The sequence below is a fragment of the Ornithinimicrobium pekingense DSM 21552 genome, from assembly GCF_000421185.1.
In the GTDB taxonomy this organism is placed as follows: domain Bacteria; phylum Actinomycetota; class Actinomycetes; order Actinomycetales; family Dermatophilaceae; genus Ornithinicoccus; species Ornithinicoccus pekingensis.
Genome location: NZ_ATWJ01000011.1, coordinates 25,940 through 38,220 on the forward strand (window position 1 = coordinate 25,940; position 12,281 = coordinate 38,220).

The 12,281-nt window shown below is 70.9% G+C and carries 10 protein-coding genes; 5 read left to right on the plus strand and 5 right to left on the minus strand.

Annotated elements, in window-relative coordinates; translation table 11 throughout:
- The 5 genes from K330_RS0111365 to K330_RS0111385 form a co-directional block, all read right to left on the minus strand.
- Complete coding sequence (locus K330_RS0111365) at window positions 1–1,278, minus strand: ABC transporter substrate-binding protein (RefSeq protein ID WP_040658091.1); 1,278 nt, start codon at window positions 1,276–1,278, stop codon at window positions 1–3.
- A 197-nt stretch (window positions 1,279–1,475) separates the two neighbouring features.
- The gene (locus K330_RS0111370; RefSeq protein WP_022921944.1) at window positions 1,476–2,501 is read right to left on the minus strand and encodes a LacI family DNA-binding transcriptional regulator; all 1,026 of its coding nucleotides are present in this window, start codon (window positions 2,499–2,501) and stop codon (window positions 1,476–1,478) included.
- On the minus strand, window positions 2,498–3,439 hold the full coding sequence (locus K330_RS0111375; protein ID WP_022921945.1) for a sugar ABC transporter permease: 942 nt from the start codon (window positions 3,437–3,439) through the stop codon (window positions 2,498–2,500). Before K330_RS0111375 ends, K330_RS0111370 begins: the two co-directional genes overlap by 4 nt.
- A 2-nt stretch (window positions 3,440–3,441) precedes the next feature.
- Window positions 3,442–5,100, minus strand: a complete 1,659-nt coding sequence (locus K330_RS0111380; protein ID WP_022921946.1) for an ABC transporter permease subunit — start codon at window positions 5,098–5,100, stop codon at window positions 3,442–3,444.
- Between the two features lie 180 nt (window positions 5,101–5,280).
- Window positions 5,281–6,621 carry a sugar ABC transporter substrate-binding protein gene (locus K330_RS0111385; protein ID WP_022921947.1) on the minus strand — a complete coding sequence of 447 codons (1,341 nt, stop codon included), beginning with the start codon at window positions 6,619–6,621 and terminating at the stop codon, window positions 5,281–5,283.
- A 317-nt stretch (window positions 6,622–6,938) separates the two neighbouring features.
- On the opposite strand from K330_RS0111385, the gene K330_RS0111390 reads away from it, so the two are divergent.
- From K330_RS0111390 to K330_RS0111410, 5 genes are all read left to right on the plus strand, one after another.
- Window positions 6,939–8,021 (plus strand): ABC transporter ATP-binding protein, encoded by a 1,083-nt coding sequence (locus K330_RS0111390; protein ID WP_022921948.1) that lies wholly within the window; start codon window positions 6,939–6,941, stop codon window positions 8,019–8,021.
- 257 nt (window positions 8,022–8,278) lie between these two features.
- Window positions 8,279–9,310 carry a hypothetical protein gene (locus tag K330_RS0111395; protein ID WP_022921949.1) on the plus strand — a complete coding sequence of 344 codons (1,032 nt, stop codon included), beginning with the start codon at window positions 8,279–8,281 and terminating at the stop codon, window positions 9,308–9,310.
- A 137-nt stretch (window positions 9,311–9,447) separates the two neighbouring features.
- Window positions 9,448–10,695: a DUF4032 domain-containing protein gene (locus K330_RS0111400; RefSeq protein ID WP_022921950.1), complete on the plus strand. Its 1,248-nt coding sequence runs from the start codon at window positions 9,448–9,450 to the stop codon at window positions 10,693–10,695.
- Window positions 10,696–10,799: 104 nt separating this feature from the next.
- Window positions 10,800–11,291: a transporter substrate-binding domain-containing protein gene (locus tag K330_RS0111405; RefSeq protein WP_022921951.1), complete on the plus strand. Its 492-nt coding sequence runs from the start codon at window positions 10,800–10,802 to the stop codon at window positions 11,289–11,291.
- A complete protein-coding gene (locus K330_RS0111410) occupies window positions 11,288–12,271 on the plus strand; it encodes a cation diffusion facilitator family transporter (protein WP_022921952.1) in 984 nt (327 codons plus the stop codon). The genes K330_RS0111405 and K330_RS0111410 overlap by 4 nt, the downstream gene beginning before the upstream one ends.
- Window positions 12,272–12,281 lie beyond the last annotated feature (10 nt).

Genomic DNA, 12,281 nt, shown 5'->3' on the forward strand with positions numbered 1-12,281 from the left:
TCACGCGGACCGCAGCGCCAGCCGGCGCCAGTCCTCGTCGAGCTTGCGCAGGAAGGCCTGCGGGTCGCCGGTGATGAGCAGCTCCTGCAGGTAGTTGGCGAGCGGGATCGTCGGGGGGATGAAGGTGCTCGGGCCCTGGTAGAACCGGCCGGAGTCGACGTACTCCTGCAGCCCGGCTACCCGCTCGTCCGGCTGGGCCGGGGCGTCCTCCAGCGGCGAGTAGTAGAGGTTCTCGGCGTTGTAGGTGTTGATGATGTCCGGCTGGAAGAGGTAGGTGAGCAGGTCCATCGCCGCCTCGCGGTGCGGTGTCTGCGCCGGGATCCACATGCCCAGGTCGAGGTTGACGCGGCACTTGGTGTCCTCGGGGTCGTCGGTCATCGGCAGCGGGAAGGTCGCGACCTGCAGGTCCGGGTCGACCTTCTCGATCTCGCCCAGCGCCCACGGGCCCTGGAGGTACATCGCCGCCTGCCCCTGGCCGAAGGCGAGGTTGCCGTCGGAGTAGCCGCGCGCGGCCGCGTCCTCGTTGTCGAACTCGGCCAGCTCGGTCATCCGCGCGACCGCGTCGGCCATCACCACGCTGAAGGAGTAGTCGGCGCCCGCCTCGAACTCGTCCCCCACCTCGCGCAGGCGGGCGTAGAACCCGGCGACGTCAATCATGCCGCCGACGCAGTAGTCGAAGATGCCCTGCGCCATCGTCCAGCCCTCCTGGTAGGTGCCGTAGATCGGCACCACGCCGGCGTCCTGGAAGGTCTGGCAGGCCTGGATCACCTCGCTCCACGTGGTGGGCACCTCGACCCCGTTGTCCTCGAACAGCGCCACGTTGTAGATCACGCCCGCGGCCGCGGTGGAGTAGGGCAGGACGTGGAAGCGGTGCTCCTCGTCGGCGAACTGGCTGACCAGCTCCTGCACGTGGGGGGCGATCTGCTGCGCGGGGGCGGTGTCGCGCAGGTCGGTCAGCACGTCCCGGTTGACGTAGGTCGACGCCTCGTACTGGTAGTTGTAGCAGGCCAGGTCGGGCGGGACGCCGCGGACGAACTGCGCGGAGATCGAGGTCGGCGTGCTGTCGAAGAAGACGGGCGGACGCCCGCTCTGCTCGTTGTATGCCGTGATCAGCTCACCGAAGTAGCCGACGACCTCGGGCTTGTTCATCAGGAAGCGCAGGGTGTCGTCACCGAGACCGCCTGAGCAGCCGGCGAGGCCGCCGGAGCCGACGCCCAGGGCACCGACGCCCAGGGCCTTGAAGAGGGTGCGGCGGCTCAGGCCGGAGCCCGGGGTCACCGATGACACGCTGTGGTCCACGTCCTGTCCTCCCCGTGTGGGTGGGATCACCGTGACACGTGGGGTCAGGTCCTGCAGCCCGAACGGGAGGGCACCGCCCGCTCCGGTATGGCGTGCACGGGGCCCTCACGTGAGTGGCCGGTGCACGCCATACCCGTCTGCGGCGTGCACAAGGCACCCACCTGCGTGGCGCCTGCTCAGGGGGCGGGGGCGGTGGAGCGGCGCAGGATGAGCTCGGGCTCGAAGAGGTACTCCCGGTGCTCGACCTTCTCCCCCGCGATCTCCTCCAGGACGGCGTGCACGGCCGCCTCGGCCATCCCGGTGACGTCCATCCGCACCGTGGTCAGCGGCGGGTCGATGAAGGACATGAAGGGCACGTCGTCGCCGCCGATGACCGACAGGTCCTCGGGGACGCGCAGGCCCAGCTGGCCAGCGGCACGCAGCACGCCGAGCGCCATGACGTCGGAGGCCGCGATGACCGCCGTGGCGCCGGACTCGACGAGCTGGCGGGCGGCCGTGGCCCCTCCCTCGATGGTGAACAGGGTCGTGCTGACCAGCGGCTCCCCACCGCCCGGGACGTCCGCCATCGCCTCGGTGAAGCCGGCGATGCGCCGCTGCACCGGGACGTAGCGCGCGGGGCCGGTGGCGAAGCCGATCCGGGTGTGGCCCAGGTCGCGCAGGTGCCGGACCGCCAGGCGCATCGCGGCGGCGTCGTCGTGGGAGACGAAGGTCGCGTCGATCCCCTCCCGGTAGCCGTTGATGAGGGCGATCGGCAGGCCGCGGCGCCGCAGGTCGAGGTAGCGGTCGGTGCTGGCCCGGGTGTCGGCGTGGAAGCCGCTGACGAAGACGATCCCGGAGACGCCGCGGGCGAGCAGCATCTGGACGTACTCGTCCTCGTGCACGCCGCCCGGTGTCTGGGTGCACAGCACCGGCGTGTAGCCGCCCGCGGCCAGCTGGGTCTCGATGACCTGGGCGAACATCGGGAAGACCGGGTTGGTCAGCTCGGGCACGACCAGGCCGACGAGGCCGGCGCTGCTGCGCTTGAGCTTGCTGGGCCGCTCGTAGCCGAGCACGTCCAGGGCCGTGAGCACCGCCTGCCGGGTGCCGGCCGCCACCCCCGGCTTGTCGTTGAGGACCCGGCTGACCGTGGCCTCGCTGACGCCCGCGTAGGCGGCGAGGTCGGCGAGCCGCCCGCGGGAAGAGGAGGAGAGCGTCGTCGTCACTTCACCGCGCCGCTGGTCAGGCCGCCGATGAGCTGCTTCTGCAGGCCGAGGTAGACCAGCACCGGCGGGATGGAGGCGATCAGCGCACCGGCGCAGAACATCCCGAAGTAGGCGTTGCGGTCGGCCAGGTTGAGCGAGTAGAGGCCGATGCCGAGCGTGCGCACGTCCTGGTCGAGCAGGAAGATGCTGGCCAGCAGGAACTCGCCCCACAGCATGACGAACGACAGGATGGCCACCGTGGCCAGGATCGGGGCGACCAGGCGCAGGGTCATCGTGAAGAAGATGCGGGCGTGGCTGGCGCCGTCCATCTTGGCGGCCTCGTCCATCTCCTTGGGGATGGTGTCGAAATAGCCCTTGAGCAGCCAGACGTTGGCGCCCATCGAGCCGCCCAGGTAGACCAGCAGCAGGCCCCACAGGGTGTTCAGGCCCAGGCCGGGAAGCACCTCGCCCAGGCGCAGGAACATGATGTAGAGCGCCGAGAAGGCCAGCAGCACCGGGAACATCTGCGCCAGCAGCAGCGTCATCAGGCCCGCGCGGCGCCCGGCCCAGCGCAACCGGGAGAAGGCGAAGGCGGCGGCCGCGCCGATGAAGACCTGCAGCACCGTGCCCAGCCCGGCCACGATGAGCGAGTTCTGGAACCACGTCCAGTAGGGGAAGGTGGTGGAGGAGAACAGCCGCTCGAAGTTGCGCATCGAGAACTGCTGCGGCAGCGGCGAGGAGGAGCTCAGCGTGCCGGCGGGGTTGAGCGCCGCCGAGAGGATGAACAGCACCGGGAACAGCGCCCAGACGAGGGCGACGAGCGCCAGCAGGTGCCGCCACCAGACGCCGGAGCGGGGCTTGGACACGGCGCTCGCCGCGGCCTTCTTCTCTGCGGAGACCGGTCGCGGCGCCGGCGACTTCGCGTCGGCTGCGGGGGTCTGGGCCGTGGGCTGAGACATGCTCAGTTCACCTCTTCCAGGGCGTTGGACTGGCGGAAGCCGAGGTAGCTGATGATCCCGACCAGGCCGAAGATCACGATGCTGACGGCGGACGCGAGCCCGATGTTGGGGGTGCCGGACTCCAGCGCGATCCGGTAGGCGAAGTTGATGAGCAGGTCGGTGTTGCCGACCAGGCTGTTGCCCGAGTCGAACGGCCCGCCCCGCGTCACCAGGTAGATGAGCGTGAAGTTGTTGAAGTTGAAGGCGAAGCTGGCGACCAGCAGGGGCCCCACGGCCACCAGCAGCAGCGGCATCGTCACCGACACCAGCGTGCGCACCGGCCCGGCGCCGTCGACGGCGGCCGCCTCCTTGACGTCGTTGGGGATCGACTGCAGCGCACCGGTGCAGATGAGGAACATGTAGGGGAAGCCCAGCCACAGGTTGGTGATGAGCAGCGCGGCGCGCGCACCCCAGGGGTCACCGAGCCAGTTGATGTTGAGCCCGGTCACCTCGTTGATCAGGCCGAACTGCTGGTTGAACATCGCCGCCCAGACCAGGCCGGTGACAAAGATCGGCAGCGCGTAGGGGAGCACGAGCAGGGAGCGGTAGACCGCCTTGCCCTTCAGGCGCGGGTCGTTGAAGAGGAGGGCGAGCAGCATACCGAGCAGGAAGGTGCTGACCACGCTGAGCAGGGGGAAGGCGAGGTTCCACAGGAAGATCTTGAGGAAGCCGCCGCGGAAGGCGGGGTCGAGGAAGATCGTGCGGAAGTTCTCGAAGCCGACGTTCTCGGTCCAGCCGGCGGGCAGCACCGGGCCGACCCCGTCCTCGGGGACGAAGTTGCCGTCCTGGGCGACGTAACGCCGGCCCTCCGCCGTCGTCATGACGTCGGCGTCCTCGTCGTAGGAGATCGTCGGGCGGCCCACGAACGCCTGGGAGGTGGTGGCCGCCTTGACGGCCGAGCCCTCCTCGCCGACGGGCACGGCCAGCTCCTGGACCTCCTGGGCCCGCTGGTTGGCCTCCATGAGGTTGAGCACCCGGAACCCGGGCGCGGCCGCGACGGTGCCGTTGCCGCGCAGCTCGACCCCCTCGGCCGGCAGCGGCTCGAGGCCCTCCTCGGTGCCCACGAAGAGCTGGTAGCCGTCACCGGTGACGTTCTCGCCCCCGGCGTCGGCGCCCTCGCCCAACTCCTCCTCGAGCTCGCCGGCGTCCTCGGCGGGGGCGACCGTGAGCAGGAAGGACAGCTCACCGGTCTCGATCGCCGCACCCTCGGGGATGGCGACCGACATGCCGTAGCGGGGGGCGTCGGGGTCCTGGCGCACCGACTGCGCCTGGATCGCCTGGACCGCCTCGTCCTTGCTCAGGGTGTGTCCGTCGCCGTAGTTGGTGAACGCGGTCGCGGCCGTGTAGACGATCGGCCAGATCTGGAAGAGCAGCAGCAGGACCAGACCGGGCAGCAGGTACTTCGCCGGGATCGCGCGGCGGGTGGAGTAGACCACCAGCACCGACATCGCGATGAAGGCCACGACGATGACGATGAGCCAGGAGCCGGCCTCGATCGCCTGCTGCGCGACATACCCCAGGCCGAGGAGCGTCAGGGCGATGAGCCCCCACCTCGCGGCGTGCACCCATGCGGGGGTGTGCCCGACCTCGCTGGTCGGCGGGTCGGTGACGGTCTGGGACATCGGTGTCTCCTCGGGGCAGGGCCGTGGGCGAGACGGGCGCGGGGCGGTGACGGGACCTCGTATGCCGTGCCGGCCCCGCTCTCGCGGCGGGGTGCACGGCATACGACGTCCCGCCGGGCGGGTGGGTGCCCCTGGTGTGCAGCGGCACCCACCCGCGCGCGGCGGTCGGTCAGCGCTCGGTCAGAGCGCGGCCTCGACCTCGGACTGGGCGGTCGCGAGGCGCTCGGCCGGATCGGACCCGGTGACGATGTCGGCCGTGGCCTTGCCCAGCGGGCCCCAGACGGCGTTCATCTGCGGGATGTTGGGCATCGGCGTGCCACCCTCGGCGGCGGCGCCCCAGGCCTCGATGTCGGTGTTGCCCTGGGAGACCTCGTCGTAGGCCTCGACCAGCGCCGGCGGACGGTCACCGGCCTCGTACAGGGCGACCTGCACGTCGGGACGGCTCACGTACTCCTGCACGAAGGTCTGCGCGATCTGCGGGTTCTTCGACTCGGCGGAGACGTAGAAGCCCTGGACGCCCAGGAACGGGGTGGTCTCGCCGCCGTCCTCGAAGTCCGGCATCGAGGTGATCTCGTAGTCGATGCCGGCGTCGACGATCTGCGGGATGGCCCACGGGCCGGAGATCAGGTAGGGGGTGTTGCCCTCGATGAACTGCGGGATGGTGTTCGAGCCGTCGAGGTTGACGGTCAGCGCCTCCTGCTCACCCAGCCAGGCGATCTTCTCGCCGCCCTGGATCGTCTCCTCGGAGTCGATGATGACCTCGGTGGAGTCGAAGCCGCCCTCCTCCAGCACCGGGAAGATGCCGCCGCCGTAGGCCGCGAGGTAGGGGTACATGTTGTAGGCGTCGCCCTCCTGGCCCAGCTGCTGGGCCATGACGAGCTCGGTCTCGCCGGCCTCGACCATCTCCTGGCCGGTGGCGACGAGCTCCTCCATCGTGGCGGGCTCCTCGGGCGCCATCTCCGTGTTGCGGATGAGCGCGAGGGACTCGACCGAGTACGGCACGCCGTAGGTCTGGCCCTCGTAGGTGAAGGCCTCGACCGACTCGGGGGTGAACTGGCCGGCGAGGTCGGAGGACAGCTGCACGGGGGCGACGACGTTGTTCTGGACGAGCTCGCCCAGCCAGTCGTGCGCACCGACGGCGATGTCCGGGCCGGCGCCCGCGCCGACGGAGTCCTTGAACTGCTCGCGCAGGTTCTCGTTGGCGACCACCTGGAGGGTCACCGGCACGCCGGTCTCCTCCTCGAAGATGGCGGCGACGTCCTCGAGCGCGGCGGCCCGCAGGTCATCGGCCCAGATGACGAGGCTGGTGCCGTCGCTCATCGCGGTCTCGGAGGCGGCGTCACCACCGGCGGCGGCGTCATCCTCGGTGGTCTCGGCGGCGTCGTCGCCGGCCGTGTCCTCGGCGGCGTCCTGGGTGTCCGCGGGCGTCTGTCCCGCGGGGGTCTCGCTGTCGCCGCCGCAGGCGGAGAGCAGCAGGGCCGCGGCGCTGGCGATCGCGACTGCCCCGGTGGTGCGCTTCATAGGTGCTCCTTCGAACCTCGTCCCGGCGGACGCACAGGGATGTGGCCTCGTCGCCGGGTGCCTCCCGGCCTGGTGGCGCGGTCGGCGGTGGTGTGGTGCGATCAGTATGCAGTTCCCTGGCGGTCTTTGCAAGATCTTGCAAAGCGCTTTGCATCTTCTCTGCTACGGTGATCCTCGTCACCCGGCACCGTCGCCGTGGACGCCTCTGCGGCCTCCCGTCGAGATGTCGGCACGACACCGCCCTCCGGCACCCGCCGGTGGGTTCCTTTACAACGGATCGTCCGGCACGTACCTGCCGGTGAAGGAAAGGCACGCACATGGCAACGGTGACCTACGACAAGGCCACGCGCATCTACCCGGGGGCGGACCGCCCCTCGGTCGACTCCCTCGACATCGAGATCGCCGACGGTGAGTTCCTCGTCCTCGTCGGCCCCTCGGGCTGCGGCAAGTCGACCTCGCTCCGCATGCTGGCCGGCCTGGAGGAGGTGAACGGCGGTCGCATCCTCATCGGCGACCGTGACGTCACCCACATGCCGCCCAAGGACCGGGACGTGGCGATGGTCTTCCAGAACTACGCGCTCTACCCCCACATGAGCGTGGCCGACAACATGGGCTTCGCGCTCAAGATCGCCGGCAAGTCCAAGTCCGAGATCCGCGAGCGCGTGGAGGAGGCGGCCAAGATCCTGGACCTGACCGACTACCTCGAGCGCAAGCCCAAGGCCCTCTCCGGCGGTCAGCGCCAGCGTGTCGCCATGGGCCGCGCCATCGTGCGCCAGCCGCAGGTCTTCCTCATGGACGAGCCGCTGTCCAACCTCGACGCCAAGCTGCGCGTCCAGACCCGCACCCAGATCGCCTCGCTGCAGCGGCGCCTGGGCGTCACCACGGTCTACGTCACGCACGACCAGGTCGAGGCGATGACGATGGGCGACCGCGTGGCGGTCCTCAAGGACGGCATCCTGCAGCAGGTCGACAGCCCGCGGCACATGTACGACCACCCCAACAACGTCTTCGTCGCCGGCTTCATCGGCTCCCCCGCCATGAACCTCATGACGGTGCCGGTCGCCGACGGCGGCGTGAAGCTGGGCGACTACGTGCACCCGGTCGACCGCGAGACGCTGTCCAAGGCCGGCTCTGAGGTCGTCCTGGGCATCCGCCCCGAGGACCTGGAGATCTCCGACTCCGGCCGGGGCCTGCCGATCGAGGTCGACGTCGTCGAGGAGCTCGGCGCCGACGCCTACATCTACGGCGAGACCCCCGGGTCCGGCGCGACCGACAAGCCGTTCATCGCGCGCGTCGACGGCCGCACCCCGCCGAAGAAGGGCGAGATCGTGCACTTCCAGCCCAAGGGGAGCCACCTGCACGTCTTCCACACCGAGACGGGCGAGCGCCTCTCCGACTGACCGCTGACGAGGGCCGGGTGGGCACGCCGCGAGGCGTCGCCCGCCCGGCCCTCTGACGTCCCACCCCCACCGACGACGTCGGGTGCACGCCCCCCCCCCCACCGACGACGCCGGGTGCACGCTCCCACCCCCACCGACGACGCCGGGTGCACGCTCCCAGCCCCACCGACGACGTGGCGTGCACGCCATACCTGACTTGTCCACAGGCGAGCCATGCGGCTCGGCGCGCGAGAGCCGATCCGCGGCACGGTTGCGGGATGAGTCCATCCCGCCCGACCGTCCCGTTCACCTACCAGGATGCCGTCGAGCGCTACTCGGGCCGACGCAGCCTCGACAGGCGCCTGCGCGACGGCGACGTGTGCCGCCTCGGCCGGGGGATCTACGCCGAACCGCTCACCCTCGGCAGCGCGACGGAGACGTGGGTGGCGCACCGCACCGAGCACCTGCACCGGCTGCGGGCCGCCCTGCACCGCTTTCCCGGGATGGTCGCGAGCCACACCAGCGCGGCGGTCGTGCACGGGCTGGAGCTCGTGATCGCCGCAGAGACGCCGGTCGAGCTGACCGTGGTCCGAGGAGCGCCCCAGTCCCGGTCGCTGCCGGGCGTGCGGATCCACCACACCGACTCGACCGTCACCCCGCACGTCCTCGTCGACGACATCCGGACGACCACCATCGCCCGGACGGTGGCGGACGTGCTCCGCACCCGGCGTGCCCCCCACGCGGTGGCGATGACCGATCGCGCGGTGGCCGACGGCGCCGTCGACCTCGCAGGCATCACGGCCGCCCTCGACGCCCAGGTGCGCTGGAAGGGAAGGCCACGGGCGCGGGAGTCGCTCGCCGCCGTCGACCTCCGGCGCGAGAGCTGGCTGGAGTCCTACTCCTTCGTGGCCCTGCACGAGCAGGGGCACCCGCTGCCGCTCCCGCAGGTCAGCGTCCACGACGAGCACCTGCGCTTCGTCGGGCGCGTGGACGGGCTCTGGCCGCGCGAGAAGGTCTTTGCCGAGGCCGACGGAGAAGGCAAGTACTTCCTCGGGCCCGGTGACCAGGTGCCGCTCGAGCCCGAGACGACCGTGCGCAGGCGGCTGGCCGAGGAACGCGAGCGACACGCCCGGCTCGAGGCGCTCGGACTGGTCGGGGTGCGCTGGACCGGGGAGGAGATCATGAACCGCCCGGAGGCGGTCGCCCTCAGGGTCGAGCTGGCTCGCGAGCGCGCACGAGGTATGCAGTTCCACGGCTGGGTGCGCCGGGGTGCTGATCTCGTCCGGCTGGAGTCGTTGTTCGCCGCGTAGACCGAGCACAGCACGTCGTCGGTCGCCGCTGGAGCGAGCACACCACGTCGTCGGTCGCCGCTGGAGCGAGCACACCACGTCGTCGGTGGGGACGGGAGCGCGCACACCACGTCGTCGGTCGGGCATAGGCTGATGGGATGGCGCTCGACTTCACCGCGGTCAAGCCGGACCCGGCGCTGCTGGACCTGCCCTGGCACGTGCCGCTGGAGGAGTGGCCCGAGCACCACCTGGCGGCGCTCCCCCGCGGCATCTCGCGGCACGTGGTGCGCTTCGTGCGGCTCTCCGGCCAGGTCATCGCCGTCAAGGAGATCACCGAGCCCCTCGCGCGCCGCGAGTTCCAGACCCTGCGCAACCTGCGTCGGCTGGGCCAGCCGGCGGTCGAGCCGCTGGCTGTCGTGGCCGGCCGCGTCGACGCCGAGGGCAACCCGCTGGACGCCTGCCTGGTCACCCGGCACCTGAAGTTCTCCCTGCCCTACCGCGTGGTCTTCTCCCAGCGGCTGCGTGCCGACACCGCCCGGCGCACCCTGGACGCCCTGGCCGTCCTGCTCGTCCGCCTCCACCTGGCCGGCTGCTTCTGGGGTGACGTGTCGCTGTCCAACACGCTGTTCCGGCGCGATGCCGGCGAGTACGCGGCATACCTCGTCGATGCCGAGACGGCCGAGCTGCACCCCCAGCTCTCGCCCGGCCAGCGCGAGCACGACCTGTACATCGCGCACGGCAACATCGCCGGGGAGCTCATGGACCTCGAGGCCGGCGGCCAGCTCGACGAGGGCGAGGACCCCATCGAGATCGCCAACCGGATCATGCACCGCTACGACCTGCTGTGGAACGAGCTGACCGGTGAGGAACGGTTCGAGCAGGGCGACCGGTGGCGCGTCGACGAGCGCATCCGCCGGCTCAACAACCTCGGCTTCGACGTCGACGAGCTCGAGATGAGCACCGACGTGGACGGCACCTCCATCCGGATCCAGCCCAAGGTCGTCGACGCGGGCCACCACTCCCGGCGGCTGATGCACCTCACCGGCCTCGACGTCGAGGAGAACCAGGCGCGCCGGCTGCTCAACGACCTCGACTCCTACCGGGCCGCGACCGACCGGCAGAACGACGACGAGGAGCTGGTCGCGCACGACTGGCTGGCCCGCATCTACGAGCCCGTCACCCGCTCGGTCCCCCGCGAGCTGCGCGCCAAGCTCGAGCCGGCCGAGCTCTTCCACGAGCTGCTCGAGCACCGGTGGTACCTCTCCGAGCGCGCCGGTCACGACATGTCCATCGAGGACACCGTCGCCGACTACGTGCACACCGTGCTGCCCGACCGCCCCGACGAGGTGGCCGTCGTGGGCGTGGACACCGGGGAGATCCCCATCCGGGCGCACCTGGAGGGCTGACGACACGCCCGAGTCACCGCGGGCACCGACCGGCACGTCGCACGGCCGTGCGGCGTGCGGCCGTCCGGCGTGCGGAACCCGCAGTCAGGGGCATACTCAGGCAGATGACCAGCCTGACCTCCAGGCGCCGATCGGTGTCCGCCGTGCTCGCCGCCGCCCTCCTGGGCGGCTGCGGCATCCAGATCCCGACCGATCCCGACGGCACCCTCGAGGAGATCCGCGCCTCGGGCGAGCTGCACGTCGGGGTCTCGCCCCATCCCCCGTTCACGACGCTGCCGCCGTCCGAGGGACAACCGCCCGGCGGCTCGGAAGTCGAGCTGGTCAGCGCCTTCGCCGAGACCGTCGGCGCGGAGCCGGTGTGGGTCGTCGGCGGCGAGGAGGCGCTGGTCAAGCAGCTGGAGAAGGGCGAGATCCAGCTGCTGGTCGGTGGACTGACCGAGAAGTCGCCCTGGAGCACCAAGGTCGCGCTCACGCGTCCCTACGTCACCACCCCCGAGGACGGCGAGCAGGTCAAGCACGTGATCGCGGCCGTGCCCGGGGAGAACGCCCTGCTCAGCGAGCTGGAGCGCTACCTGGACGGGGAGGGGGGACGATGAGCGAGCGCCGCCGCACCCACTTCGGCGACACCGAGCTGCCCGAGGACCTGCAGCACGTCCTGCGCAGGGCGCGCCGCCTGGAGTGGGTCACGTTGGCCTTCCTGGCCACGGCGATCGCGCTGCTCTACCTGGTGATGGGCAGCTCCCAGGCGATGAAGGCGGCCTGGCTGGAGGACATGCTCTCGCTCATCCCGCCGATCGCCTTCCTGGTCGGTGCCCGGTTCGCCCAGGTGCGGCCGGACCGGCGCTACCCCTTCGGTCGGCACCGCTCGGTCGCCGTGGGCCACCTGCTCGCGGGTGCGGCCCTGGTCACGATGGGCCTCTTCCTCGTCTACGACTCTGGGTCGGCGCTGGTCAAGGCCGAGCACCCGCCGATCGGCACCATGCGCATCCTGGGCTGGACCGTCTGGGCCGGCTGGCCGATGGTGGCGGTGCTGGCCTACACCCTCGTCGTGCCCGTCATCCTCGGCAGGCTCAAGCTGCCGCTGGCCGAGCAGCTGCACGACAAGGTGCTCTACGCCGACGCGGACATGAACAAGGCGGACTGGATGACCGCCGCGGGCGCGATCGTGGGCGTGCTCGGCATCGGCGTGGGGCTGTGGTGGCTCGACGGCGTCATGGCGCTGCTGATCTCGGCCAGCATCCTGCGCGACGGCTTCGGCAACATCACCAGCGCGGTCGCGGGTCTGATGGACCGGACCGCCCAGACCGTGGACATGACCGAGGAGCACCCGCTGGTGCGACAGGTCCAGGACTACCTCGACAGCCGTCCATGGATCGACCGGCACCACACCCGCGTCCGCGACATGGGCCACGTCTTCCACGTCGAGGTGCGCTTCGTGCCGGCCGGCGGGAGGGTGGACCTGGCCCGCATCGACCAGACGGTCGAGGACCTGCGGGCCATGGACTGGAAGCTGGACGACATCACCGTGGCGCCCGTGCGCTCGCTGCGCGAGGGCGAGACCCAGACCGCGCGGTGAGCCGCGCGGG

Coding starts and splice junctions, on each gene's coding strand:
- K330_RS0111400 (WP_022921950.1), top strand. CDS start 9,448: ATGGCGCTCGACTTCACCGCGGTCAAGCCGGACCCGGCGCTGCTGGAC.
- K330_RS0111390 (WP_022921948.1), top strand. CDS start 6,939: ATGGCAACGGTGACCTACGACAAGGCCACGCGCATCTACCCGGGGGCG.
- K330_RS0111375 (WP_022921945.1), bottom strand. CDS start 3,439: ATGTCTCAGCCCACGGCCCAGACCCCCGCAGCCGACGCGAAGTCGCCG.
- K330_RS0111405 (WP_022921951.1), top strand. CDS start 10,800: ATGACCAGCCTGACCTCCAGGCGCCGATCGGTGTCCGCCGTGCTCGCC.
- K330_RS0111385 (WP_022921947.1), bottom strand. CDS start 6,621: ATGAAGCGCACCACCGGGGCAGTCGCGATCGCCAGCGCCGCGGCCCTG.
- K330_RS0111410 (WP_022921952.1), top strand. CDS start 11,288: ATGAGCGAGCGCCGCCGCACCCACTTCGGCGACACCGAGCTGCCCGAG.
- K330_RS0111395 (WP_022921949.1), top strand. CDS start 8,279: ATGAGTCCATCCCGCCCGACCGTCCCGTTCACCTACCAGGATGCCGTC.
- K330_RS0111380 (WP_022921946.1), bottom strand. CDS start 5,100: ATGTCCCAGACCGTCACCGACCCGCCGACCAGCGAGGTCGGGCACACC.